Genomic DNA, 23,583 nt, shown 5'->3' with positions numbered 1-23,583 from the left:
CCCTGATCATGAAGCCATGGCGGGTGCTCGGATGGATCGCGCTGATCGCGGTGATCCTCTACTGCGTCTGGTTCGTCAGGACCGTCGCCATCTCGGTGATCATCGGGGTGTTCATCACGGCCCTGCTCCTGCCGCCGTTCACCTGGCTGCGGGGCAAAGGACTGAACCGGGCCCTGGCCACGACCGTGGTCTGCCTGGGCGCGCTGGTGATCGGCGGAGTCTTCTTCTGGCTCCTCGTCCCCGCCACCGTCGACGGGCTCGGGCAGCTGCGGGCCAGCCTCGGCAAGGCCCTGGACGACCTGCACAACTTCGCCCGCTCGCTCGGGCTCGACGACACCCGGCTGTCGGAGATGTCGAAGCAGGTCCAGGCGTACCTGACCGAGCAGTCCCGCTCCATCGCCACCGGAGCGATCGCCGGGGTCCGCACCGCCGGTGAGATCGTGATCGGCGCGGTGCTGGCGCTCATCCTGGCCATCTACTTCGTCCACGGCGGTGACCGGCTGTTCGCCTGGCTGACCGACCTGGCGCCGGTCAAGGCCAGGCCGCACCTGCGCGAGGCGGGCGACGTCGTCTTCGGCGTCATCGGACGCTACATCCGGGGCATCGCGATGGTCGGGCTCGTGGACGGCTTCTTCATCGGGGTCGCGCTGTGGATCCTGGGCGTGCCGATCGCGCTGCCGCTGGCCGTACTGACGTTCGTGGGGGCGTTCCTGCCGGTGGTGGGGGCGTTTATGGCCGGGTTGTTCGCCGCCGTGGTGGCGTTCGTGGCCAAGGGCTGGCTGGTGGCGCTGATCGTGGTCGGCGTCACGATCCTGGTCCAGCAGGTGGAGGGCCACGTGCTGGCGCCGCAGATCTACGGGAGAGCGCTGGACCTGCCCGGCGCGGTCATCCTGCTGGCGATCGCCGTGGGCAGCGTGGTCGCCGGGATCACCGGCGCGTTCCTGGCCGCGCCGGTGGCCTCGGTGATCGTGGCGTTGATCAGGAATCGAGAGGCAGCTCGAGCTCCAGCTCATGCCTGATCGGGATGCCGTCCTCCGACAGCTCCGGGATGCTCGGCTTGAGCTCACGGGTACGGGTGATCGCGTCGCGGCGCAGCGCGACCAGGTCGAAGCCGTAACGCTGGTAGAAGGCCAGCGCCCTGGTGTTGTCGTTGGTGGTGATCAGCGTCAGGCGGCGCATGCCACGCCGCTGCGCCACCTCGCGGACCGCGTCCAGCAGGGCCGTACCGACCCCGGCGCCCTTGACGACGGCGTCGATCGTGACGATCTCCACGCTGCCGTCGCGCTCGGTGTAGGTGATCAGCCCGGCGATCCTGTCGTCGTCGGCGACCGCGACGAAGCCGGGCAACGTACTCGCGTCGATCATCTCGCCCCAGGTCAGCGCGATGACGTGGGTGTCGCCCCAGCTCGCGGTCAAGATCTCGACAACCTGTTCCAGATCGCCGGGGACGATGGGTCGCACGGTGAATGGCATAGGGCCCATTATGAGATCTCATGCGATGGGTGACATTCGACTGCTTCGGGACCCTGGTGGACTGGCGTCACGGGATCGCCACCAGCGCGGAACTGATCTTCCCCGGGTACGGCGGCCGCCTCCTCGACGCCTACAACCGGCACGAGCTTGCCGTCCAGACCGAGACGCCGACGATGCTCTACCGCGAGGTGATGGCCGAGACCCTCCGCCGGGCCTGCGCCTCCGAGGGCCTGGACCTGGGCGCCGACAACGCCGGCGTGCTCGCCCGCACCCTCCCCTACTGGCCCGTCTTCCCCGAGGTCGGTGAGGAACTGGGCGCGCTGCGCTCGGCCGGATGGCGCCTGGCCCTGCTCACCAACTGCGACCGCGACCTCATCGGCCTGACGCAGCGGCGGCTGCCCGTACCCTTCGACGCGGTCGTCACCGCCGAGGACGCCGGAGGCTACAAGCCGTCTCCGGGCCACTTCGAACGTTTCCGTTCCTCACACGAGCCGTCGGAGTGGGTGCACGTGGCGCAGGGCTACGTCCACGACATGGTCCCGGCACACGCGCTCGGCCTGCGCCGGATCTGGATCAACCGCCTGGCCGAGACCCCCGCCGACCCGTCGATCCTCCAGACCGTCCAGCCCGACCTCCACGGCCTGCTGGCCGCCCTTCAGTAGCGGCCACTGGGGCCGGTGGCGGCACTTCAGTAGCGGCCGCGCCACTGTCGTCGCGCCACCGACGCCCCACGACCAGCGCGTCACCACCACCGGTGCTTCACCACCAGCGCGCGTCACCACCGGCGCTTCGCTGGCGGCGCTGATCCGGCGCTGCTTCAGTAGCGCTGGTCCAGGACGTCGGCGATGCCCGCGAGGAACGAGTCGACGTCCGCGATCAGGTAGCCGGGGCGGACCAGCACGGTGGCGAACTTGGCGTCCCGCACGGCCTGCCCGGTCAGCGGGTTGTCGGTGGTGCCGCGCAGCGTGGCCACGATGCGGTCCAGGAAGGCGTCGATCTCGTCCTCGTTGTACCCGGTCCCCATCCGGCCCGACCGAAACGCCACCCGCTCGACCCGCGCCGCCTGCGTCTCGAACCACTCCTCGCGCAGCATCTCACCGGTCGGCTCGGTCATCGCCAGCGACACCGGCGTCTTCGCACGCGTCTCCAGCGCCACGACGAACGCCTCCAGCGCGAAATCCACCGCCGTCTCGTTGTAGCCGCCGCGCCGGGCGCGGAAGGTGGCCCGGCGCACCTCATCGGCGGTCACCGGCACCAGCTCGCGCCCGCCCCGGCCGAGCGTGGCCTCGATGCGGCTGATGAGCGAGTCCACGTCGATGGGGTCATAGCCTGAACGCATACCCATGACGCGCGGAAAGCGGTTCAAGCGACGGTCCTCCTGAGATGTGCCGAGGGGTGCCTATATTGTGGGGCTCTTTATCCGGAGAATGCGACCCACTCCATTACCGTTGGATCACTATGGACCTGTCCAACGTCTCTTTCCGCTACCGGCGGCGGGCCCCCGACGTGATCAGGAACGCGGATACCGTCCTGAACCCCGGCGACGTCATCGAGCTGACCGGCGCGAACGGCGCCGGCAAGTCCACCTTGCTCCGTCTGCTGGCCGGCCTGACCCACCCCACAAGCGGCAAAATATCGGCCCGCCCCAGAACAGTCGGCTACGCCCCCGACCACCTCCCCACAGCGCAACCCTTCACCGTGTCCGCCTACCTGGACCACATGGCCCGCATCCGAGGCGGCGCCACCTGGCGTCCGTGGGCCGACCGCCTCAACCTCACCCATCTCGTACGGCTCCCGCTCCGCGAACTGTCCAAGGGCAGCGCCCACAAGGTCGCCCTCATCCAGGCGCTCATGTGCCGACCGGGCCTGCTCCTCCTCGACGAACCCTTCGCCGGCCTGGACACCGACACCCGCGAAGCCCTGCTCGCGATCGTGACCGAGCTGGCCGCCCGAGGCACCATCGTGGTGGCCGGCGACCACGAGGCGGGTCTCCACGACCTCCCCTCCCTCCGCCACTGGACGCTGACCGACGGCATCCTGCAAGAAGCCACCCCAGACCACGAACCCCACCCCACCCCAGACCACGAACCCCACCTCACCTCGAACCACGCGCCTGACCTGGTTCCGGGCCACAGGCCCGACCTCGTTCCGGGCCACACACGTGGCCACGTGCCCGACCAGACACCCGATCTCGCCCCGGACCACGCACCGGGCACCGGGCAGCACCACAAGTCGGACCACGCGCCGGATCTCGTTCGCTCGACGGCCACGTCCAGTCGAGGGGCGGCGTCCGTACCGGCGGCTTCCTCTGACCAGGCGGTTTTGTCCGCATCCGCCGCGGTCCTGGCGTCTGGCGTGGACGTCGGTGCGGTGGGAGTCGATCGTCCGGCGGAGGCCGGGCGGCTTGGTGGGTCGGAGGGCGGTGTGGTGGTGGAGGTGCGGGTGCCCGATGGCGAGGTGGGGTCGTTTCTGGCGCGGATGCGCGCGGAGGGCTACGAGGCCACGGAGGCGGCACAATGATCGCGTTGACCAGGTTCCGGATATCCGCCTATGTCCGGTCGCATCGGGTCTACCAGGCGCTCATCCCGACCCTGGTGTTGCTGGCGATCATCTACGCCAACCGAGCACCGATCGGCTCCGAGGCCGCCGCGTTGGCCGACTCGGCGGTACTGATCATCCCGGTGCTCGCCTGGGCCACCCGTTCCCTGCTCGACACCGAGCCCGACGATCAACGCGCCATCTCCGCCACCACAGCCGGAACGCGCACCCGCGAACTGACCGGCGGCCTCCTGGCGGCCTTGGCGGTGAACACGGTGTTCGCCACGCTGGCCCTGGCCTGCGGCCTGCTGATGGGACTGGAGTCCGGCCCGACGACCGACGTGCTGTTCGCCGTGACGGTCCTGCACGTGCTGGCGGTGCTGGCCGGGCTGGTCCTGGGCGCACTGACGAGCCGGGTGATCCTGCCCTCCCCCGCGCTGTCCATCATGGCCCTGCTCTTCGGCTACCTGGCCATGCTGCTGATCAGCATCACCCCGGCCTACTGGCTGACGGTCCCGGTCACGGCGTGGCTGAAGTCGGCAGGATCGGGCGCCCTACCGTCGGACCTCCCGGTACTGGGCGCCATCTCGCTGGCGTGGTGCGTGGCCGGCCTCGCCTGGTACGCCTGGCTACGCCGCTCCCGCCCCTAACGAACTCCACGCCCCCTAACCGGTCACCGCTTCACCCTCCGCGGGGTCGACGGGGCCGTTGCGGCGGGGACCACGTCCGACGTGAGAAGCGATCCCCCCGATCGGCGCCCAGGCACGGCGGCGGGTGGCGTGGGGGTGGCGGAGCCGTAACGGATGGGGGGCGTGAAGGCGGAGCCGTCACGGAAGAGCGGCGTGACAAGAGAAGGCGCAGGGCCACCGCGACGGCGCAACCTGGAGAAGAGACGGCGGGCCCTGAAGAAAAAGACGGGCCCTTGAGAATGAAGCGGGCCCTGAAGGAAGAGACGCGGCCTGGAGATCTTGAGTGGAGACGGCGGGGTTACTCGGCGGCGGCGAGTTGGCCGCAGGCGCCGTCGATTTCGCGGCCGCGGGTGTCGCGGACGGTGACCGGCACGCCGTGGAACTGCAGGCGGCGCACGAACGCACGCTCGTCCTCCGGCCGTGAGGCGGTCCATTTGGAGCCCGGCGTCGGGTTGAGCGGGATCAGGTTGACGTGCACCAGCTTGTTCTTGACCAGCTTGCCCAGCAGGTCCGCCCGCCACTCGTGGTCGTTGATGTCCTTGATCAGCGCGTACTCGATCGACACCCGGCGCTTGGTCTTGGCCGCGTACGCCCACGCGGCGTCCAGGACCTCGGCGACCTTCCAGCGTGTGTTGATCGGCACTAGCGTGTCGCGCAGTTCGTCGTCGGGCGCGTGCAGCGACAGTGCGAGCGTCACCGGCAGTCCCTCGTCGGCGAGCTTGCCGATCGCCGGGACGAGGCCGACGGTCGAGACTGTCACGCCGCGCGCGGAGATGCCGAGGCCGTCGGGGGCGGGTTCGACCATGCGGCGGACGGCGCCGATGACCTGCTTGTAGTTGGCCAGCGGTTCGCCCATGCCCATGAAGACGACGTTGTTGATCCGGCCGGGGCCGCCGGGCACGTCGCCGGAGGCCATGGTGCGGGCGCCGGCGACAACCTGTTCGACGATCTCCGCGGTGGACATGTTGCGGGTCAGGCCGGCCTGGCCGGTGGCGCAGAAGGGGCAGTTCATGCCGCATCCGGCCTGGGAGGACACGCAGATCGTGGCGCGGTCGGGGTAGCGCATGAGCACCGACTCGACCAACGCGCCGTCGAACAGCCGCCACAACATCTTGCGGGTGGTGCCCTGGTCGGTGGTGAGCTCGCGGACCGAGGTCAGCAGCGGGGGCAGCAGCGCCGACAGCTTCTCCCTGGCCGGGGCGGGCAGGTCGGTCATCGCCTCGACGTCGGTGGTCAGGTGCGTGAAGTAGTGGCGCGAGAGCTGGTCGGCGCGGAACGGCTTCTCACCGAGTTCGGCCACGGCGGCGCGGCGCTCGGCCATCGTGAGGTCCGCCAGGTGCCGCGCGGGCTTGGCCCGGCGGGGCGCTACGAAGGTGAGCTGGCCTGGCTGCTGGGACACGTTCCTGCCTCATCTCGACGGTTACCGACCAGGGTAGTGAACGTCTCGCCCGCGTTTGTCATTCCTACGGCCTCTCGCCTGTGATCGGGCTGCGATCTACAGTCATCTCGTATGGCGATTTATCGGGCGGGTGAGCAGCCGGGTGAGCACACCCAGGCCGAGGTCGTCCTCGTGGCCGGCAACCCCTACGGGAGCCGCACCCTGGTGATCGAGCGGGACGAGGACGCTTCGGTCGCCTACCTGTGCGCGCCGGATGGCACGGTCCACGGCGCCGTCTGGCTGGCCAACCACCGCAAAGCGCCCGGCGCGGTCGACCTGAGCCGCATCAACGCGGGCCTGCCGCCCGTCATGCCCCACGCCAACACCGTCCATCCCGGCGGTCGCCGGCCGCTCGGCCAGCTCAGCGCCCTGTGGTTCGAGGAGGGGGACGGCGTCGCCGTCTACGAGAACGACGACCTGCTGGCCGTCATCCCCGGCTGGGCCGACATGTCCAGGGGCATGCCCGGGTACGCCCGCGACGCCATAGGCGAGACCCCGTTCGCCTGGTCGCTGCCGGAGGCGCTCGAAGGACTGCTGCCCCGCATCTCCAACGCCCGCTCCTACTGGCGCTGGCGGCACCGCGAGGGCTCGTGGCCGGCGTTCCAGCAGTTCGTGATGGGCCATCTCGACCGCACCCTCGGCCCCGCCGACCGCTACTGGGACGCCAGCGGCGAGCGCCTGCCGACGGTCGGCATCACCGAGCGGCCTCCGTTCGGCGAGCGCGAGTTCACCGTGCTGTCCACGGTCGGGATGAGCTGCCAGCGCATGCCGACGGTCGAGCAGTGGATCGACCGGCCGCGCGCGTACTCGCGGATCGAGCTGGCCGTCGCCACCCGCCAGGATCCTCGGGAGGTGGCGCTGGTGCTGGTCTGGCTGGCGCAGTACCCGTGGCATTCGGTCACCTGGCTCGGGCACGGGCACACCGCGCAGTGGTACCACGAGCCGTCCACGTTCCCCCTCGGGGCCGACTATTCGGGCGTGCTCATGCTGGCCGATCCGCCGGACTTCCCCGACATGTCGGGGTTCGCGTTCGGAGGTGAGGCCGTACGGTGGCTGTGGCTGGTGCCCGTCACCACCGCGGCCTTAGAAGAACAGCGCCAGTAGCAGCCAGATCGGCACCAGTGTCGTGACCAGCGAGTCGAGCCGGTCCATGAGCCCGCCGTGGCCGGGCAGGATCGTGCCGAGGTCCTTGATGCCGAGGTCGCGCTTGATCATCGACTCGATCAGGTCGCCGATCGTGGCCAGCGCCGCCGCCAGCACCCCGATCAGCGCGCCCTGCCAGAACTCGCCGTCCATGCGCCAGATGACCAGCCACGCCCCGACGCCCACGCAGGCGAGCACCGATCCGGCGAAACCCTCCCAGGTCTTCTTCGGGCTGATGATCGACATCTTGTGCCGGCCGAACAGCACCCCGGCGAAATATCCGCCGATGTCGCTGGCCACGGTCACCGCGATGAAGATCAGCACCCGGTCCGCGCCGTCCTGCGGCGACAGCAGCAGCCCGATGAACCCCGCCAGCAGCGCCGGATAGACCAGGGTGAACACCGAGGCGGTGGCGTCACGCACGTACCCGTCGGTGCCCGAGCTGAACATCCGCCAGATCAGCATCACGAACACGAACACCGCGAACGTGCCCACCAGCGAGACCGCGCCGCCCCAGTACGCCCCGGCCAGCATGCCCGCCGTGCCCACCAGCGCCGGAGCCAACGGCACCACGATGCCCCGCGTGCCGAACGCCTTGACCAGCTCCATCACACCGACGCCGACCGCCGCCACCACCACGAGGAGGAAGATCTCCTTGATGGTGTAGATCGAGACGATGACCGACGCGCCCAGCGCGGCGCCGACCGCGATCGCCGCGGGCAGGTTCCTTCCGGTACGGCTGCCGCCGCTCGGGCTGGTGCCAGCCGTACTTTCTTCCACAGACTCTCCCAAGCCGGGATTTCTTGCCGATCACCCTGGAATGCCCCCAGCCCCGCGCGGGGATGGGGGCACCACGGCTTGCCGTACTGGAGCCTAGACCTCGAGCAGCTCGGCTTCCTTGTGCTTGAGCAGCTCGTCGATCTTGGCGACGTGCTTCTGGGTGATGTCGTCGAGCTCCTTCTCGGCGCGGCGCACCTCGTCCTCGCCCGCGTCGCCATCCTTGATCATCTTGTCAAGGGTCTCCTTGGCGGAGCGGCGGATGTTGCGCACCGACACCTTGGCGTGCTCGCCCTTGTTGCGCGCGACCTTGATGTACTCCTTGCGGCGCTCCTCCGACAGCTCGGGGAAGTTCACGCGGATCACCTGGCCGTCGTTGCTCGGGTTGACGCCCAGGTCGGAGTCGCGGATCGCCTTCTCGATCGCGGCCATCGAGCCCTTGTCGAAGGGCTGGAGGATGACCATGCGGGCCTCGGGCACGTGGAACGAGGCCAACTGCTGGATCGGAGTCGGCGAACCGTAGTAGTCGGCGTTGATCTTGTTGAACATCGACGGCGTGACTCGGCCCGTGCGGATACTCGCGAAGTCCTCCTTCGCGACCGAGACAGCCTTGTCCATCTTTTCCTCGGCTTCGAGGAGGGTTTCGTCGATCACAGCGGCTCCCTGCTGTTTTGGTCGCCCGTCCGTAGGGTGGGCTCCCTGCTGCCTTGGTCGCCCGTCCGTAGGGTGGGCTCCCGTCTACTTGCCTGCCGGACTCACCAGCGTGCCGATCTTCTCACCGCGGACCGCCCGCAGGATGTTGCCCTCACCCATCAGGTCGAAGACCACGATGGGCAGGTCGTTCTCCTTGCACAGACTGATCGCGGTCTGGTCCATGACCGTCAGATCGCGGACCAGGACCTCTGCGTAGTCCAGGTGGTCGAACCGCACGGCGTCCGGGTTCTTCCGCGGGTCGGAGTCGTAGACCCCGTCCACCTGCGTGCCCTTCAGCAGCGCCTCGGCGCCGATCTCCAGCGCGCGCTGCGCCGCGCACGTGTCGGTGGAGAAGTACGGGGTGCCGAGCCCGGCGCCGAAGATGACCACGCGGCCCTTCTCCAGGTGCCTGATCGCGCGGCGCGGCAGGAACGGCTCGGCCACCTGCTGCATCGTGATCGCGGTCTGCACGCGGGTCTCGACGCCGCGCTTCTCCAGGAAGTCCTGCAGGGCGAGGCAGTTGATGACCGTGCCGAGCATGCCCATGTAGTCGGCGCGGGCACGGTCCATTCCGCCCTGCGACAGGGTGGCGCCGCGGAACATGTTTCCGCCGCCGACAACCACGGCGACCTGCACGCCCTCGCGCACCGCCTCGGCGATCGAGTCGGCCAGATGGCCGACGACGACCGGGTCGATGCCCATCTCCTCGCCGCCGGCGAACGCCTCGCCCGACAGCTTCAGCATGACCCTTCGATACGAAGAAGCCGCCGACGTAGCTGGCTCCTGGTTCTCCTGCACGCGGCGGCCTCCTCGGTAGGTGGTTCTGATGTGGGGCTGAGGGCTTGACTAAGCCTAAGCCTGACCCACCTTGAAGCGAACGAAGCCGAGCACCTCGACGCCGTTCTCGGCGGCGTACTTGGCGATGGACTTCTTGTTGTCCTTCACGAACGCCTGCTGCAGCAGCGTGAAGTCCTTGTACCAGCCGTTGACGCGACCGTCGACGATCTTGGAGATCGCGGCCTCGGGCTTGCCCTCGTCGCGCGTCATCTCCTCGAAGAGCGCGCGCTCCTTCTCGATGACGTCGGCGGGGACGTCCTCGGCCTTGAGGTACTTCGGCGCCATCGCCGCGGCGTGCTGGGCGATGTCCTTGGCGACGTCGGCGTTGGGCTTGTCGAGCTGCACGAGCACGCCGACCGCCGGCGGGAGCTGCGGGTCGGTCTTGTGCATGTACGCGCCGACGTAACCGCCCTCGAGCACCGCGAAGCGGCGGATCTCGATCTTCTCGCCGAGCGCGACGTTGGCGTCGTCGAGGTGGTTCTGGACGCTCTTGCCGTTGTACTCGGAGGTGAGCAGCGCCGGCACGTCGGCCGGGCGGGTGGCCAGGATGTGGTCGACGACCTCGGCCGCGAGCTCCTGGAAGCGCTCGGCCTTGGCCACGAAGTCGGTCTCGCAGTTGAGCTCGAGCAGCGCCGCGGCGCTGTCGCCGTCCTGCTTGAGCGCGACCAGGCCGTTGGAGGCGGTGCGGGACTCGCGCTTGCCGACGTCCTTGGCGCCCTTGAGGCGCAGGATCTCAACGGCGCGGTCGAAGTCGCCCTCGGCCTCCTCGAGCGCCTTCTTGCAGTCCATCATGCCGGCGGCGGTGAGCTCGCGAAGCCGCTTGACGTCGGCCATGTTCACGGAAGCCATTGCTTTTTCCTCGTGGGATCTTCGTCGTGGATCGGGTGGGCGCCGGGATCCGGCAGCCCACCCTTCAAGCCTTCTGTGCCGGTACGGCTGTCGCCGCCGGCTGGTCGGCACGACCCGCGGGAGCCGTACCGGGAGCCTTGGATCTTTGCCTTGCGCGCAGACCTCCGGCGCCGCTCGCGCGGGCCGGGACCGCTTTCGCGGGCCCGCCGCCCCCACGACCCCGAGTTCGGGTCGTCAGGCGGCGGGCCCGCTCGTGCGGGACCTTCAGGCCTTCTCGGTCTCGTCCTCGACGCCGGCCTCGGCCTCGGCGGGAGCGGCCTCAGCCTCGGCGACGACCTCGGCCTCGTCCTCGGCCACAGCCTCGGCGGCGACGTCGGCGTCCTCGACAGCGACCTCGTCGGCGGCCGCGGGAGCGACCTCGGCGACAGCCTCCTCGGCAGCCTCGGGAGCGGCCTCGGCGGCGACCTCAGTGGCGGCTTCAGCGGCGGCGCCCTGCTCGATGAGCTCGCGCTCCCACTCGGCCAGCGGCTCGGCGGCGGCCGGCTTCTCGTCGCCGCGGGCGGCGCCGGAGCGGGCCATCAGACCGGCGGCGACACCGTCGGCGACGACGCGGGTCAGCAGGCCGACGGCGCGGATGGCGTCGTCGTTGCCCGGGATCGGGTAGTCGACCTCGTCGGGGTCGCAGTTGGTGTCGAGGATCGCGACGACCGGGATGCCGAGCTTCTTGGCCTCCGAGATCGCGATGTGCTCCTTCTTGGTGTCGACGATCCACACCGCGCTGGGCACGCGGCCCATGTCACGGATACCGCCGAGCGTGCGCTCCAGCTTCTCCTTCTCGCGGCGGCGCATGAGGAGCTCCTTCTTGGTGAGCCCCGACGCGGCGACGTTGTCGAAGTCGAGCTCCTCGAGCTCCTTCAGACGCTGAAGCCTCTTGTGCACGGTGGAGAAGTTGGTGAGCATGCCGCCCAGCCAGCGCTGGTTGACATACGGCATGCCGACGCGGGCGGCCTGCTCGGCGATGGCCTCCTGGGCCTGCTTCTTGGTGCCGATGAACAGCACCGTGCCGCCGTGGGCGACGGTCTCCTTGACGAAGTCATAGGCGCGGTCGATGAACGCCAGCGACTTCTGCAGGTCGATGATGTAGATGCCGTTGCGCTCGGTGAAGATGAAGCGCTTCATCTTCGGGTTCCAGCGACGAGTCTGGTGTCCGAAGTGAACGCCGCTCTCGAGCAGCTGTCGCATGGTGACGACGGGGGCCATGTGCTGGTCCTCCAGGTCGGCGCGCCGTGCGGCGCGATTCTCGGTTGTGTCGCGGCAGTCGGGTACTGCCGCCCTGATGCCTCTGAGCCACTCCTGCCGGAACCTTGCGGCCCGGACCGAGGGATCGGCTCGCGGTGAGGCATGCGAAGTCGGCCCGTCAGTGACAGGCCATCGGAAAGTCTACCTCCCGCGCTGACCTCACGGGTCAGACGGCGTCGTGGTCCTCCGTGGGCAATCCGGGCACCGGACGCTCGGGGCGCAGGTAGATGGAGTACTGCACGACCACGGTACGCGCGTCGCCCGGCGCGTCCTCCCTCGACCCCGCCTGATAGGGCGCCAGGAGCGCATCCATCTGCTCGCCCAGGCGGCGCATCTCCTCCGGCCCGATGTGCAGGAACTTCCGCCGCCAGGTCGATCCCGCCCGCCACTCCCGCGGCTCGCGGTCCACCTGGCCCATCGACCGCTTCAGGTCGGCGTGGGCCTCGTCGTAGACGGTGTGGATCAGCAGTTCCTTGGCGGCGCGCAGTTCCGGCGCGTCGTCGGGTTCCGTGGACACGCTCAGCCCCTGGCCGGTCGAGCGCCACACGCGCTCCCTGCCGTCGGCGCGGGGCGGGGCGTCCTCCACGAAGCCGTATTTCGCCAGCATGCGCAGGTGGTAGCTGGCGGCGCTCGGGGTGACTCCGGCGAACTCCGCGATCTCGGTGGCCGTCGAGGGTCCCTCGACCTGCAGCCGGTTCAGCATCTCCAGGCGGGCGGGGTGGGCCAGCGCGCGCATCACCTTGGGGTCACTGAGCACGTCGGTCATGTGCAAACCGTACCCGGATCAGATCTGAAGGATTGCTTTCACAGTTATGAAGGATTATCTTCATAGTTGTGAAGGGTTTCCTTCACAGTCTTTGGAGGAGCTCATGACCGTCCCCTTGCGCCGCAGGCCCGACTACCGCCTTCTCTGGGCCTCCCGGACGATCTCGGTCGCCGGGACCGAGGTGTCCAAGCTGGCGGTGCCGCTCACCGGCATCACGCTGCTCGCCGCGAGCCCGTCGCAGATGGGCCTGCTCACGGCCGCCGCCTTCGTTCCCGCGCTGCTGTTCGGGCTGCAGGCCGGGGCCGTCTCCGACCGCCTGCGCAGGCACCGTCCGCTGATGATCGGCTGCGAGCTGGTCGCCGCGGCGGCGGCGCTGGCCGTACCCGCCGCGTGGCTGCTCGGGGCGCTGAGCGTGCCGCTGCTGGTGGCCGTCGCGTTCGTCATCGGCGCCGCCGGGGTCGTCTTCCGCGCCGCCAACTTCCCCCACCTGGCCACCGTCGTACCAGCCGGCCAGCGCACCGAGGCCATGGCCGGCCTGCAGGCGTCGTACTCGGTCGCCTCCGTGGCCGGGCCGGGGCTCGGCGGCTTGCTGGTGCAGGTGCTGACGGCGCCGCTGGCCGTACTGGTGGAGGGGGTGTCGTTTCTGCTGTCCGCCCTGCTGATGGGCCGCATCCGCACCCCCGAGTCACACACCCCGGCGGCCTCACGCGGCATGCTGCGCGACGTCGGCGAAGGCCTGCGCGCCTGCCTCTCGAACCCCTCACTGCGCGCCCTGCTGGGGGCCGGCGTGACCATCAACTTCTTCGCCATGGCCTACACGGCCGTCTCCATGCTCTACCTGGTCAACGTTCTGGCCATCCCCAAGGGCCTGATCGGCGTGCTCGTGGCGCTGTCCGGGGCCGGAGGGCTTCTCGGGGCCTGGCTGACCGCCCGCCTGAACCGGCGTACCGGGACGAACCGGCTGCTCAAGTGGTCCGTGGTCCTGTTCCCCGTCGACTTCCTGACGGTCGGGCTGATCGGCGGGCCGATGTGGTGGAAGGTCCTCGCCATGGCCGTCAGCGGGGTGGCCACCGGGATGCTGGTCGTGACGTTCGCCACCTGCATGGGGGCGGTGCAACTGCGTGAAGCCCCGGCCGAGCTGCGGGGACGGGTCAACGCCACGTTCACGTTCGCCGTGCAGGGAGTGCTGGCGGTGGGCGGGCTCGTGGGTGGCGTACTGGCCGAGGTGGTGGGGCTGCGGACGGTCATCCTCGTGTGCGCGGCGGGGATCGCGCTGAGCGCCATCTGGATCTGGGCTTCGCCGTTGCGGGGGTCCGAGCCGGACTCCGCCCGTCCTCCGTCTGGGGAGACTGCGGCGCCGCTGCGGGCGTCCATGTGGCCGCGCCCGTCTTCCGGCTACGGCTCTCCCGGGTACGGCTCTTCCAGGTACAGCTCTTCCGGGTACAGCTCTTCCGGGTACGGCCGGCGCGGTCATGTGCCGCCTGGGCGCGTCGATCAGACGATGGGACAGGCCATCTACGAGCTCACCCTGGTCAAGATGCGCTCACTGATGTAGACCACGGCCCGCCTCCTTGCGCTGGCCCGGCCGCGGCCCGCCTCCCCGCGCCACTCCGGGCGCAGCCCGGCTCCCCGCGCCACTCCGGGCGCAGCCCGGCTCCCCGCGCCCGTTCGGGCGCAGCCCGGGTTCGGGGTGGGGTTGCTGTCCACAGGCCCGCTGACCGGATGGGGTTTGTCCACAGAACCCCGTTCGCCCCCTCGCGGGCCGGGGCCGCTCCCCCATCCTGGCCGCCATGATTCGCGCCTCACTCGCCCTCCTCCTGGCACTGGCCCCCTCCCCCGAAGCGGTGACCTGGCAGTGGCCCCTGACCGACCACGGGGTGGTACGCCGCTTCGCCCCGCCCCCGGCCCCATGGCTGTCCGGCCACCGCGGCGTCGACCTGGCGGCCGACCCGGGCACCGCCGTACACGCCGCGGGCCCAGGCACCATCGGCTACGCGGACCAATTGGCCGGTCGCGGCGTGGTCACCGTCCACCACCCCAACGGCCTGCGCACCACGTACCTCCCCGTCCTCCCATCGGTGCGCACAGGCCAGCACGTGACCACCGGCGCCCCGATTGGCACCCTCCAGAGCCTCGACCCGCCCCACTGCCGGCAGCACTGCCTCCACTGGGGCCTCCTGCGCGAACGCCGCTACCTGGACCCCCTCCTCCTGACCGGCACCGGCCTGGTCCGTCTCCTCCCGCACTGGCCATGAGCGAAGAGGCTCAGATCGGGGCAGAGTAAGACCATGCCGACCGGAGCACCCAGCCAGCCCGACGACGAGGCGGCGGAGATCATCACCGCGTTCGAACGCCACCTCAGGCTGGAGCGCGACCTGTCCCCCCACACCATCCGCGCCTACGTCTCGGACGTGACCTCACTCCTGCGCCACCTGAGAGACCAGGACAACGGCGAAACGTGGCTGACCGGCCTGAACATAGCCACGCTCCGGCACTGGCTGGCCGCCCAGCACGCCGAAGGGCTGTCCCGGGCGACGCTGGCCCGCCGTACCGCGTGTGCCAGGACTTTCACCGCGTTCTGCCACCGCCAAGGCCGGATCCCCACCGACCCGGGCCTCCTGCTGGGCAGCGCCAAGGCGCCGAGAACGCTGCCCGCCGTACTGGACCAGCCGCAGGCCCAAGCCGCCCTGACCCCGACGGACGAGACCACCCCCAAGTCCCTGCGCGACCAGGCGATCCTCGAACTCCTCTACGCCACCGGCATCCGTGTGAGCGAACTGTGCTCCCTGGACGTGGACGACATGGACCGCACCCGCCACGTCATCCGAGTGGTCGGCAAAGGCCGCAAAGAACGCACCGTCCCGTTCGGCCTCCCCGCCCTGCGAGCCGTCGACCTGTGGTCCGTCAACGCCCGCCCCCTGTGGAGCACCCCCAAGTCCGCCAACGCCCTCTTCCTGGGCGCAAGAGGCGGACGCATCGACCCCGGCACCGTCCGCCGCATCGTCCACACCCGCCTGCGCCAGGTAGAGGGCGCCCCAGACCTGAGCCCCCACGGCCTACGCCACAGCGCCGCCACCCACCTCCTGGAAGGCGGCGCCGACCTGCGCAGCGTCCAAGAACTCCTGGGCCACTCCTCCCTGAACACCACCCAGATCTACACCCACGTCTCCATAGACCGCCTCCGAGCCGCCTACCGCCAAGCCCACCCCCGCGCATAACCCCCACCGAGCCACCCTGACCCCCTCCACCCGGCCCCCGGTGGCGCTGCCCCCAACAAGGCACCCCTCCCGAGCGCTGTGCCAAAGCCCCGCACCCCGCACCCCGCACCCCGCACCCCGCACCCCGCACCCCGCACCCCGCACCCCGCACCCCGCACCCCGCACCCCGCACCCCGCACCCCGCACCGAGTGCGACGCTCTCAGCCGCACGCGCGTTACTCGGCGGGAGTTATCCACACCCCACTCACGGCCGCCCCCGACCGTCCCCAGAACCCCGTTCGGCGATTTCCCGAGATCCCGTCTGCGCGACAGTCATCGACATGTCCGCGAAACAAGACCTCGGCAGGCACGGCGAGCAGCTAGCCGTCACATACCTGCAGTCCGAGGGCATGGAGATCATCGAGCGCAACTGGCGCTGCCGCCACGGCGAGATCGACATCATCGCCCGAGACGGCCCAACCCTCGTAGTGGTCGAGGTCAAGACCCGCTCCACCCGCTCCCACGGCACCGCCCTGGAGTCGGTGAGCCCCATGAAGCTCTCCCGCCTCCGCATGCTCGCCGCGAAGTGGCTGGCCGCCCAGCCGTGCGGCTACGAAACCGTCCGCGTGGACGTCATCGCCCTGGAACGCTTCGCCGGCGACTTCTCGATGCGCCACATCCGGGGGGCGATCTGAATGGCCGTGGCCCGCACCAGAAGCGTCGCCCTCATCGGCGTCACCGGCCGAACGGTGGAGGTGGAGGCCGACGTGGGCAATGGCCTGGCCGGCATCTCCCTGATCGGCCTGCCCGACACCGCCCTGAGCGAGGCCCGCGAGCGGGTGCGTTCCGCGATGGTCAACAGCAATTACCCATGGCCGGACGCCCGCATCACGGTCAGCCTCTTCCCCGCGAGCCTCCCCAAACGAGGCAGCCAGTTCGACCTGGCGATCGCGGTGGCCATTCTGGGCGCGGCCGGAGTGGTCCCCGCCGAACGCCTGGCGTCGTTCTCCTTCCTCGGCGAACTGGGCCTGGACGGCCGCCTCCGTCCCGTCCGCGGCATCCTCCCGTCCGTCCTGAGCACCGCGAAGGAGGGCGACATAACGGTCGTGGTCCCCACCGCGAACGCCGCCGAGGCCAGCCTCGTCCCCAACGTGAAGGTGGTCCCGGTCCGCGACCTCCGCCAGCTGGCCGAATGGCTACGCAGAGGCGACGACCCACCCGAACCGGAACTCCCAGAAACCCCGCTGACCCCCACGATCTCCCAGGTACGGCCCAGCGTCGACCTCGCCGACGTCGTAGGCCAGCCACTGGGCAGGCGAGCCCTGGAAGTGTGCGCGGCGGGCGGCCACAACCTCTGGCTCCTCGGCCCGCCCGGCACCGGCAAGACCCTCCTGGCCGAACGCCTGCCCACCCTCCTGCCCGATCTGCAACTGGACCACGCCCTGGAGGTGACCGCCATCCACTCGGTAGCCGGAGTCCTGCCTCCCGACAGCCCCATGATGAGCAGGCCGCCGTTCGTCAGCCCGCATCACACGGCGACGCCGGCGGCCATAGTCGGCGGCGGCAGCACGATCATCCGTCCGGGCGCCGCGTCCCTTGCCCACCGGGGCGTCCTGTTCATGGACGAGGCGCCGGAGTTCCAGCGATACGTCCTGGACTCACTACGCCAGCCCCTGGAATCCGGCTACGCAACCGTCTCGCGGGCGGCGGGTTCGGTGACCTTCCCGGCCCGCTTCATGCTGATCCTCGCCGCCAACCCCTGCCCATGCTCACAGCCGCAGGAAGGCGACCACACCTGCCGCTGCACCCCCGTCGTCAAACGCCGCTACCTGGGCAAACTCTCCGGCCCGCTGCTGGACCGCATCGACATGAAGGTCACCGTGGCCCGCTCCTCCCGCAGAGAACTGATGGCCGACCGCCACTTCGTCGAGTCCAGCGAAGTAGTCGCCGCCCGGGTGAAGGCGGCCAGAGACCAGGCCGCCGAACGCCTGTCCCGCACCCCATGGCGCACCAACGCCGAAGTCCCGTCCACAGCCCTCCACACCGACTTCCGCCCCACGAACGACGCCATGAAGCCCCTGTCGGTCAGCCTCGACTCCGGCACGTTGAGCACACGAGGCCTGGACCGCATCATCCGAGTCGCCTGGACCCTCACGGACCTGGCGGGAAAGGACCGTCCCGAGGTGGAAGAAGTCTCGACAGCGCTGGCCCTGTGGCTGGGGGTGGGCTGATGCCCCAGGACGACGACCTCCTGGCCCGCGTGGCCCTCATGCGAGCCGCGGACGCCGGAGACAAGCTCATGGGCCGCCTGGTGGCCCAGTTCGGCGCCGTGGAAACCCTCCGCCTGATCCACGCCCACGCCAACTCCTCAGGCACCCCCGCCCTCCTCACCACAACCCCGACCACGCCCCACCCTGAGTCGTCGACCACGCCACCGCAGGTCAGCTCTCCTGCCACGTCTTGCCGGACCGCATCCTCGGCCATCGCCCCCAACGCCACATCCCTGATGGACCCGCACCTCTTCAAGACTCAGACCGCACCCCTCCAGGTTGTTCCTCTCCAAGCCCTCTCCTGCCAGGCCAGTTGCGAGGGACGGGCTTGCCCTTGCCAATCCCCATCCGCAATCGCTCCTCACCAGGCAGGACCCTCCCAAGCGGCGTCCCTGGCCTTGCTCTCCCAGACCACCTGTCTCGGCGACTCGCAACACCCCACCACACAGCAGAGGCCGGCCCGCTACCAGGGCACTCCCAGCCCTGCGGGTCCCCAGGACGTCCTGACCGGACGCGTCCTCCAGGCCGGAGACCCGCCCCACGCCTACCTCGGGGAGTGGGTCCAGCTCACGACCGAGGGCGACTTCGCGCTGCCCCCGACACCCGAGCTTGAGCGCCAAAGCGCCAACGCTGGTGAGGACCACAAGGGAGACCAACGCCCCAACGGCCGAGCAGCCAATGGCGACCGTGCGGCCACACGGGACGCGACAACGTCGGACGCGCAGGAAGCCAGGCTCAGACGGCGGCTGCGGGCGTGGCAGGCGCGGCTGGAGGCGGCCGACCCGGAAGCGGATCTGGCGGCAGGTGAGAAGGCGGGTGCCCGGCTGATCATCCCCGGCACCCCCGAATGGCCCACCCAGCTCGACCAACTCGGCACCAGCCGCCCCCTCGGCCTGTGGGTGAACGGCACGGCCGACCTCCGCTACTCCTGCCTGCGTTCGGTGTCCATCGTGGGCGCACGGGCGGCGACGCCGTACGGAATTCATGTGGCGGCGGAGTTCGCGGCGGGCATGGCCGAGTCCGGCTGGACAGTCGTCTCAGGCGGCGCCCTTGGCATCGACGGCGCCGCGCACCGGGGGACGCTGGCCGCCGGTGGCACCACGATCGCCATCCTGGCCTGCGGCGTGGACATCTCCTACCCGAGCGGTCATCACGACCTGTTCACGGAGATCAGGGCAGACGGCGCGGTCATCAGCGAATGCCCGCCCGGCGTTCACCCGACCCGCGCCCGCTTCCTGATCAGGAACCGCCTGATAGCCGCCCTCTCCCGGGGAACCCTCGTGGTGGAGGCGGCTCTGCGCAGCGGCGCGGCGAACACCGCGGCCCACGCGCTGACCCTGTCGCGCCACCTGGCCGTGGTCCCGGGTCCGGTCACATCGGAGATGTCCGCGGGCTGCCACCGCCTGCTCCGCGACCGCAAGGCCGTCTGCGTGACCACTCCGGCGGAACTCATCGACCTGGTCGGCATGATCGGCGACGACCTGGCCCCGACCCAGCGCGGCCCCGTGGTGCCCCACGACGCGCTCTCAGAGACGGCCAGGAGCGTCCTGGACGCCGTGCCCGGCAGAGGTGGTGCGGGGACCGCCACCATCGCGGTAGCCGCGGGCACAGACCTCTCCACGACCCTCAGCGCCCTCGGCAGCCTGGCCGCCGCCGGCTACGTCCTGCGCACCCCAAAGGGCTGGCGCCTCAAACCCGGCGCCTTCTCCCGCCCCTGACCCCGTCCCAGAGCCCAGAGGCCCCACCCCTGCCAACCACCAACCGGGAGCACACATGACACCAGGCCGCCAGAGGAGATACGGCGATCGCCTTCCTGCCCGGTGACCGCCGAGAAGCGCCACCGGCACCCGACCGCTGTGGGCAGCCTTGGCACAGTGACCGGGAAGACCGCACCGCGCGAGGTCCGAGGAGCACAGCACCACACGATTCCATCCGGCTGACCGTGCGCGAGGTGACGCTCGGCTCGGCCGCGGGCCGCGACGTGCCCGGCCTCCGCCGCCGGGATCGAGATCCCTCCCGGCGAGGCCGGACCGCTGAGGCCGGCCTCTGGCGCGCGGTGACGGGAAGGCGGCACAGCATCCGTGTCGGAAGGGGCCAAGGGCATGGGATCGGGGCTACAGGGGAGGCCGTCCGGCGCAGAGGCGGAGCCTGTCGGAGGCGTGGCAACCGGTGACGTGGCAACCCCGAACGAGCGCGGGCGGGCCAAGGTGATGAGGCGCGGGAGCAGGCCGATGGGAGGCGAGGCCATGGGCACCGGCAAAGGGACGTTGCGCAGCATACGAGAGGCCCCCGGTGTCGTGATGGACTCCAGAGGCCAACCCGGTGAGCCAACACCCCTACTTGGAGAAGCCCTCCTTGGGCATCTCGAGGTCGGCCTTGGCCAGTTCTTCGACGTTCACATCCTTGAACGTCACCACCCGTACGTTCTTAACAAACCGTGCGGGCCGGTACATGTCCCAAACCCACGCATCCTGCATCTTCACGTCGAAGAACACATCGCCGTTCCCCGCCGTCTTCACGTCGAGATCCACCGAGTTCGTCAGGTAGAAGCGCCGCTCCGTCTCCACGACGTAGGTGAACAGGCCCACGACATCCCGGTACTCGCGGTAAAGCTGCAGCTCCATCTCGGTTTCGTACTTTTCGAGATCTTCTGCGCTCATCGCGTCCCTCCTGTAGTTCCGAGGTCAGGCAACCCCGGCCCCCATTTCATTGTCACCCATCTCCCTTGCCACAGTGACGAAGGAGAACCGGTGATGCGAGCACGGACCGTGAGCTTCCAGTGCCCGCCGGTGCCGAGCGGTCGTGTACCCCTTGTGCTCGGCGAAACCGTAGGCGGGAAACTCCGTGTCCAGCGAGACCATCATCCGGTCTCGCGTCACTTTCGCCACGATGGAGGCCGCCGCCACGCATGCGGCGACCTGGTCCCCCTTCCATACCGCCAGCGACGGCGCCGGCAGGCCCGGCACGGGAAAGCCGTCGGTCAGGATGTATTCCGGGTCTGTCGTCAACTGCGCCACCGCCCGCCGCATTCCCGCCACGTTGCACCGGTGCAGCCCGCGCGCGTCGATCTCCTGCGGCGGGATGACGACAACCCCGACGTCGGCGCTCTTGGTGACCAAGGTGTAGAGGCGCTCGCGTGTGGCCGCTGTCAGGAGTTTCGAGTCCCCCAGACCCGGAATCTCCTTGCGAAGGATCACCGCCGCGACCACCAGAGGCCCGGCACAGGCGCCGCGACCGGCCTCGTCCACCCCGGCGATCGGGGTGAGACCGCGGCGGGCCAGCGCTCTCTCGTACGCGTAAAGCCCGGAATCTCGCCGGACAACGCTCGGTCGGGGGCGGAACGCAACTGTCATGACAGACGCAGCGTACGCCCCAATAGCCGCAAACCGCGACCGGAACGGCGCCTACTTCACCTTGTCGAAGGACTCCGGTTTCTGGAAGATCTCGCCCCGGCCCAGCGGCCAGTAGCGCACGAACGCCTTGCCGACCACGTCCTCCTCGGAGATCCACCCGGCGGCGCCCTCCTGCTTGACGTGGTCACGCGAGTCCTGCGACATCGACCGGTGGTCGCCCATGAGGAACAGCTTGCCCGCCGGCACGGTGTACTTGAAGTCCTCGCCCGACGGCTCGTCGTCCGGGAACAGGTAGGACTTCTCTTCGAGCGCGACACCGTTGACCGTGACCCGGCGCTTGGCGTCGCAGCACGCCACCTTGTCGCCGCCGACGCCGATGACGCGCTTGATGGTGTCCTGTCCGTCCCAGCCCTTGAAGACCACGATGTCGCCCCGCTCCGGCTTCCCGGCGAGCTTGTTGACGAACACCCGGTCGTTGATCTGAAGCGTGTTCTCCATCGACTCCGACGGAATGTAGAAGGAGCCGACCACGAACGCCTGCAGCAGCAGCGCGATGCCGACGCCCAGCACCAGCAGGAGCACCGTCTCGCGGAATCCGCCCTTTTTCTTCTTCTCGGCGGGCTCCGCCTTCTTCGTGACGGCCATCAGCGCTTCCTCCTCAGCACCCACCGCCGACGCACCAGCACCAGCGGCACCGCGAACGCGAACCCGGCGACCAGCGGCAGCCCCCCGGCCATGGCCTGCAGCGCGGGCTGCGCGAACGTGTCGGGGATCGGCAGCGTCGCCGCCCGCGAGAAAGGCCAGACGATGACGAACGCCCGCCCGATGACCTGGCTCTCCGGGATCGAACCGCCACCCGGATCGCCCTGGTGGGCCCGCGAGTCGAGCGAGACCACGCGGTGGTCGCCCATCACCCACAGGCGCCCTTCGGGCACCGTGATCTCGAACGGCTCCCGCGACGGCACATTGCCCGGATAGAGGTAGCTTTCCTCGTCGATCGCCACGCCGTTGACCGAGATGCGGCCCTTGGAGTCGCAGCACTTCACCTTGTCGCCGCCGACGCCGATGACCCGCTTGATGTAGTCCTTCTCACCGGGGACCACGCCGAAGGCCGTGCCCACCCAGCGGAAGAAGGCCGCGATCGGGTTCGACGGCTCCTCCATCACGAACTCGCCGTCCCAGGAGTCGACCCCGGAGAAGACCACGACGTCACCGCGCTCGATGTCACGCGTGTGGTAGACCAGCTTGTTCACCAGCACCCTGTCGTTCTTCAGCAGGGTGTTCTCCATCGACTCAGACGGAATGTAGAACGCCTGGATCACGAACGTCTTGATGATCAAGGCTAGTACGAGGGCCACGACGACCAGGACGGGAAGTTCCTTCCAGAACGACCCTTTCTTGTCCTTCTTTTTGGGGTCCTTGGCCTTCTGAGTCTCTTCGGCGACCACGTCCACCTCGTCCTTGACAGGGCGGCGCGCTGCGCCGTTCTCCTGGCTCTCGCTAGTCATCGCTGACGAGCCTAGATGATGCATGGGCTCGACAAGCCTCGACCGACGGTACACCCGCCCGCGAGTCGCTCCATATAAAGAAAAGCCCGGTACGGCCAAGCGGTACCGGGCTTTTGGGTCGCGCCTTACTTGGCGGGCGCGTTCTCACGCTTCTCGCGGATGCGGGCGGCCTTGCCGCGCAGGTCACGCATGTAGTAGAGCTTGGCGCGGCGGACGTCACCGCGGGTGACCAGCACGATCTTCTCGATGACCGGGCTGTGCACCGGGAAGGTGCGCTCGACGCCCACGCTGTAGCTCACCTTGCGGACGGTGAAGGTCTCGCGGGCGCCGGCGCCCTGGCGGCGCAGCACGAAGCCCTTGAAGACCTGGATACGCGACCGGTTGCCTTCGACGACTCGTACGTGAACCTCGAGCGTGTCACCGGGACGGAAGTCCGGCACGTCGCTGCGCAGGGTCGCTTTGTCGAGCTCCTGGATCTTCGTGTGCATGAGAGCTGTTACCTCAAAGTCTTCGCGAGCACGCGGAGGTCCACCCGGCCGCGGCTCGCGGCGGACACGCCTGCTTCCATGATGAACCCGGGCGTCCCCCGGGCACGGCGAACCAACCACGTGACGGGTTGGCAGCGATTCAGTTTGCCACATGTTCGCGCGTGAAGCGAAACGAAGCCCACCAGGAGGGACGGCGACGACCTTGGGAGCGTCGGCCTTTTGGACCGCTCCGCCGGCACAGCGGCGAGCGCCGTTGGTGCGGAGG

At 69.5% G+C, this 23,583-nt stretch carries 25 protein-coding genes; 11 read left to right on the top strand and 14 right to left on the bottom strand.

The genetic code is table 11. From position 1 onward, the window contains the following. Positions 1–8: 8 nt before the first annotated feature. Positions 9–1,019 (top strand): AI-2E family transporter, encoded by a 1,011-nt coding sequence (locus ACIBI5_RS36830; RefSeq protein ID WP_397253625.1) that lies wholly within the window; start codon positions 9–11, stop codon positions 1,017–1,019. On the opposite strand, the gene ACIBI5_RS36825 is transcribed toward ACIBI5_RS36830, so the two are convergent. Next, the gene (locus tag ACIBI5_RS36825) at positions 979–1,473 is read right to left on the bottom strand and encodes a GNAT family N-acetyltransferase (RefSeq protein ID WP_397253623.1); all 495 of its coding nucleotides are present in this window, start codon (positions 1,471–1,473) and stop codon (positions 979–981) included. The genes ACIBI5_RS36830 and ACIBI5_RS36825 overlap by 41 nt on opposite strands. Positions 1,474–1,493: 20 nt before the next feature. Here ACIBI5_RS36825 and ACIBI5_RS36820 point away from each other — a divergent pair, with 20 nt between their 5' ends. Then, positions 1,494–2,135: an HAD-IA family hydrolase gene (locus ACIBI5_RS36820; protein WP_397253621.1), complete on the top strand. Its 642-nt coding sequence runs from the start codon at positions 1,494–1,496 to the stop codon at positions 2,133–2,135. Between the two features lie 155 nt (positions 2,136–2,290). Here ACIBI5_RS36820 and ACIBI5_RS36815 read toward each other — a convergent pair whose 3' ends face one another. Further along, entirely contained in the window at positions 2,291–2,812 is a 522-nt protein-coding gene (locus ACIBI5_RS36815; protein ID WP_397253619.1) for a DivIVA domain-containing protein, read from the bottom strand. 119 nt (positions 2,813–2,931) lie between these two features. On the opposite strand from ACIBI5_RS36815, the gene ACIBI5_RS36810 reads away from it, so the two are divergent. Together ACIBI5_RS36810 and ACIBI5_RS36805 are read left to right on the top strand one after the other, a co-directional pair. Then, a complete protein-coding gene (locus ACIBI5_RS36810) occupies positions 2,932–3,993 on the top strand; it encodes an ATP-binding cassette domain-containing protein (RefSeq protein WP_397253617.1) in 1,062 nt (353 codons plus the stop codon). Positions 3,994–3,998: 5 nt separating this feature from the next. Then, positions 3,999–4,661 (top strand): hypothetical protein, encoded by a 663-nt coding sequence (locus tag ACIBI5_RS36805; RefSeq protein WP_397253615.1) that lies wholly within the window; start codon positions 3,999–4,001, stop codon positions 4,659–4,661. 337 nt (positions 4,662–4,998) lie between these two features. On the opposite strand, the gene rlmN is transcribed toward ACIBI5_RS36805, so the two are convergent. Further along, positions 4,999–6,099, bottom strand: coding sequence for a 23S rRNA (adenine(2503)-C(2))-methyltransferase RlmN (rlmN, locus tag ACIBI5_RS36800; RefSeq protein WP_397253614.1), 1,101 nt, complete (start codon positions 6,097–6,099; stop codon positions 4,999–5,001). Between the two features lie 111 nt (positions 6,100–6,210). Here rlmN and ACIBI5_RS36795 point away from each other — a divergent pair, with 111 nt between their 5' ends. Then, positions 6,211–7,242, top strand: a complete 1,032-nt coding sequence (locus tag ACIBI5_RS36795) for a suppressor of fused domain protein (RefSeq protein ID WP_397253612.1) — start codon at positions 6,211–6,213, stop codon at positions 7,240–7,242. On the opposite strand, the gene ACIBI5_RS36790 is transcribed toward ACIBI5_RS36795, so the two are convergent. The 6 genes from ACIBI5_RS36790 to ACIBI5_RS36765 all read right to left on the bottom strand — a co-directional run bounded on the left by ACIBI5_RS36790 (position 7,222) and on the right by ACIBI5_RS36765 (position 12,502). Further along, entirely contained in the window at positions 7,222–8,061 is an 840-nt protein-coding gene (locus tag ACIBI5_RS36790; protein ID WP_397095304.1) for a phosphatidate cytidylyltransferase, read from the bottom strand. The two genes, ACIBI5_RS36795 and ACIBI5_RS36790, sit on opposite strands and share 21 nt — an antisense overlap. Before the next feature lie 93 nt (positions 8,062–8,154). Next, a complete protein-coding gene (gene frr, locus ACIBI5_RS36785; RefSeq protein WP_397253610.1) occupies positions 8,155–8,712 on the bottom strand; it encodes a ribosome recycling factor in 558 nt (185 codons plus the stop codon). A gap of 84 nt (positions 8,713–8,796) precedes the next feature. Continuing rightward, entirely contained in the window at positions 8,797–9,495 is a 699-nt protein-coding gene (gene pyrH / locus ACIBI5_RS36780) for a UMP kinase (protein WP_379620386.1), read from the bottom strand. 108 nt (positions 9,496–9,603) lie between these two features. After that, the gene (gene tsf / locus ACIBI5_RS36775) at positions 9,604–10,437 is read right to left on the bottom strand and encodes a translation elongation factor Ts (RefSeq protein ID WP_397253608.1); all 834 of its coding nucleotides are present in this window, start codon (positions 10,435–10,437) and stop codon (positions 9,604–9,606) included. A 264-nt stretch (positions 10,438–10,701) separates the two neighbouring features. Further along, on the bottom strand, positions 10,702–11,697 hold the full coding sequence (gene rpsB, locus ACIBI5_RS36770; protein ID WP_397253606.1) for a 30S ribosomal protein S2: 996 nt from the start codon (positions 11,695–11,697) through the stop codon (positions 10,702–10,704). 205 nt (positions 11,698–11,902) lie between these two features. Then, on the bottom strand, positions 11,903–12,502 hold the full coding sequence (locus tag ACIBI5_RS36765; RefSeq protein WP_397253604.1) for an ArsR/SmtB family transcription factor: 600 nt from the start codon (positions 12,500–12,502) through the stop codon (positions 11,903–11,905). A 103-nt stretch (positions 12,503–12,605) separates the two neighbouring features. Here ACIBI5_RS36765 and ACIBI5_RS36760 point away from each other — a divergent pair, with 103 nt between their 5' ends. The 6 genes from ACIBI5_RS36760 (at position 12,606) to dprA (ending at position 19,687) form a co-directional block, all read left to right on the top strand. Next, entirely contained in the window at positions 12,606–14,057 is a 1,452-nt protein-coding gene (locus ACIBI5_RS36760) for an MFS transporter (RefSeq protein WP_397253602.1), read from the top strand. Positions 14,058–14,292: 235 nt separating this feature from the next. Beyond that, positions 14,293–14,757: a murein hydrolase activator EnvC family protein gene (locus ACIBI5_RS36755; protein WP_397253600.1), complete on the top strand. Its 465-nt coding sequence runs from the start codon at positions 14,293–14,295 to the stop codon at positions 14,755–14,757. A 33-nt stretch (positions 14,758–14,790) separates the two neighbouring features. Further along, positions 14,791–15,720 carry a tyrosine recombinase XerC gene (locus ACIBI5_RS36750; protein WP_397253598.1) on the top strand — a complete coding sequence of 310 codons (930 nt, stop codon included), beginning with the start codon at positions 14,791–14,793 and terminating at the stop codon, positions 15,718–15,720. Positions 15,721–16,040: 320 nt separating this feature from the next. Further along, complete coding sequence (locus tag ACIBI5_RS36745) at positions 16,041–16,394, top strand: YraN family protein (protein WP_397253596.1); 354 nt, start codon at positions 16,041–16,043, stop codon at positions 16,392–16,394. Continuing rightward, the gene (locus tag ACIBI5_RS36740; RefSeq protein ID WP_397253594.1) at positions 16,395–17,930 is read left to right on the top strand and encodes a YifB family Mg chelatase-like AAA ATPase; all 1,536 of its coding nucleotides are present in this window, start codon (positions 16,395–16,397) and stop codon (positions 17,928–17,930) included. It abuts the gene before it with no gap. 437 nt (positions 17,931–18,367) lie between these two features. Then, a complete protein-coding gene (dprA, locus tag ACIBI5_RS36735; protein ID WP_397253592.1) occupies positions 18,368–19,687 on the top strand; it encodes a DNA-processing protein DprA in 1,320 nt (439 codons plus the stop codon). A 618-nt stretch (positions 19,688–20,305) separates the two neighbouring features. Here the strand turns inward: dprA and ACIBI5_RS36730 are convergent. The 5 genes from ACIBI5_RS36730 to rplS form a co-directional block, all read right to left on the bottom strand. Next, positions 20,306–20,629 (bottom strand): DUF2469 domain-containing protein, encoded by a 324-nt coding sequence (locus ACIBI5_RS36730; protein WP_184965553.1) that lies wholly within the window; start codon positions 20,627–20,629, stop codon positions 20,306–20,308. 24 nt (positions 20,630–20,653) lie between these two features. After that, complete coding sequence (locus tag ACIBI5_RS36725) at positions 20,654–21,322, bottom strand: ribonuclease HII (RefSeq protein ID WP_379633856.1); 669 nt, start codon at positions 21,320–21,322, stop codon at positions 20,654–20,656. Between the two features lie 51 nt (positions 21,323–21,373). After that, a complete protein-coding gene (lepB, locus tag ACIBI5_RS36720) occupies positions 21,374–21,967 on the bottom strand; it encodes a signal peptidase I (protein WP_397253590.1) in 594 nt (197 codons plus the stop codon). Next, entirely contained in the window at positions 21,967–22,830 is an 864-nt protein-coding gene (lepB, locus tag ACIBI5_RS36715) for a signal peptidase I (RefSeq protein WP_397253588.1), read from the bottom strand. Before lepB (ACIBI5_RS36715) ends, lepB (ACIBI5_RS36720) begins: the two co-directional genes overlap by 1 nt. A gap of 125 nt (positions 22,831–22,955) precedes the next feature. Then, on the bottom strand, positions 22,956–23,318 hold the full coding sequence (gene rplS / locus ACIBI5_RS36710) for a 50S ribosomal protein L19 (RefSeq protein WP_397253586.1): 363 nt from the start codon (positions 23,316–23,318) through the stop codon (positions 22,956–22,958). Positions 23,319–23,583 lie beyond the last annotated feature (265 nt).

The organism is Nonomuraea sp. NPDC050540, assembly GCF_044457485.1.
GTDB lineage: Bacteria > Actinomycetota > Actinomycetes > Streptosporangiales > Streptosporangiaceae > Nonomuraea.
Note: the sequence above shows the minus strand (reverse complement) of the source record. Positions and strands in the feature narration are given on the sequence as shown.

Bases quoted from the DNA above. Each gene is read 5' to 3' on its own strand.
- ACIBI5_RS36750 (WP_397253598.1), top strand. From the start codon at position 14,791: ATGCCGACCGGAGCACCCAGCCAGCCCGACGACGAGGCGGCGGAGATC.
- ACIBI5_RS36730 (WP_184965553.1), bottom strand. From the start codon at position 20,629: ATGAGCGCAGAAGATCTCGAAAAGTACGAAACCGAGATGGAGCTGCAG.
- ACIBI5_RS36830 (WP_397253625.1), top strand. From the start codon at position 9: ATGAAGCCATGGCGGGTGCTCGGATGGATCGCGCTGATCGCGGTGATC.
- ACIBI5_RS36740 (WP_397253594.1), top strand. From the start codon at position 16,395: ATGGCCGTGGCCCGCACCAGAAGCGTCGCCCTCATCGGCGTCACCGGC.
- tsf (WP_397253608.1), bottom strand. From the start codon at position 10,437: ATGGCTTCCGTGAACATGGCCGACGTCAAGCGGCTTCGCGAGCTCACC.
- ACIBI5_RS36815 (WP_397253619.1), bottom strand. From the start codon at position 2,812: ATGCGTTCAGGCTATGACCCCATCGACGTGGACTCGCTCATCAGCCGC.
- ACIBI5_RS36760 (WP_397253602.1), top strand. From the start codon at position 12,606: ATGACCGTCCCCTTGCGCCGCAGGCCCGACTACCGCCTTCTCTGGGCC.
- ACIBI5_RS36825 (WP_397253623.1), bottom strand. From the start codon at position 1,473: ATGCCATTCACCGTGCGACCCATCGTCCCCGGCGATCTGGAACAGGTT.
- ACIBI5_RS36755 (WP_397253600.1), top strand. From the start codon at position 14,293: ATGATTCGCGCCTCACTCGCCCTCCTCCTGGCACTGGCCCCCTCCCCC.
- ACIBI5_RS36820 (WP_397253621.1), top strand. From the start codon at position 1,494: ATGCGATGGGTGACATTCGACTGCTTCGGGACCCTGGTGGACTGGCGT.
- pyrH (WP_379620386.1), bottom strand. From the start codon at position 9,495: ATGCTGAAGCTGTCGGGCGAGGCGTTCGCCGGCGGCGAGGAGATGGGC.
- ACIBI5_RS36745 (WP_397253596.1), top strand. From the start codon at position 16,041: ATGTCCGCGAAACAAGACCTCGGCAGGCACGGCGAGCAGCTAGCCGTC.
- ACIBI5_RS36765 (WP_397253604.1), bottom strand. From the start codon at position 12,502: ATGACCGACGTGCTCAGTGACCCCAAGGTGATGCGCGCGCTGGCCCAC.
- rplS (WP_397253586.1), bottom strand. From the start codon at position 23,318: ATGCACACGAAGATCCAGGAGCTCGACAAAGCGACCCTGCGCAGCGAC.
- rpsB (WP_397253606.1), bottom strand. From the start codon at position 11,697: ATGGCCCCCGTCGTCACCATGCGACAGCTGCTCGAGAGCGGCGTTCAC.
- lepB (WP_397253590.1), bottom strand. From the start codon at position 21,967: ATGGCCGTCACGAAGAAGGCGGAGCCCGCCGAGAAGAAGAAAAAGGGC.
- ACIBI5_RS36810 (WP_397253617.1), top strand. From the start codon at position 2,932: ATGGACCTGTCCAACGTCTCTTTCCGCTACCGGCGGCGGGCCCCCGAC.
- ACIBI5_RS36725 (WP_379633856.1), bottom strand. From the start codon at position 21,322: ATGACAGTTGCGTTCCGCCCCCGACCGAGCGTTGTCCGGCGAGATTCC.
- ACIBI5_RS36795 (WP_397253612.1), top strand. From the start codon at position 6,211: ATGGCGATTTATCGGGCGGGTGAGCAGCCGGGTGAGCACACCCAGGCC.
- lepB (WP_397253588.1), bottom strand. From the start codon at position 22,830: ATGACTAGCGAGAGCCAGGAGAACGGCGCAGCGCGCCGCCCTGTCAAG.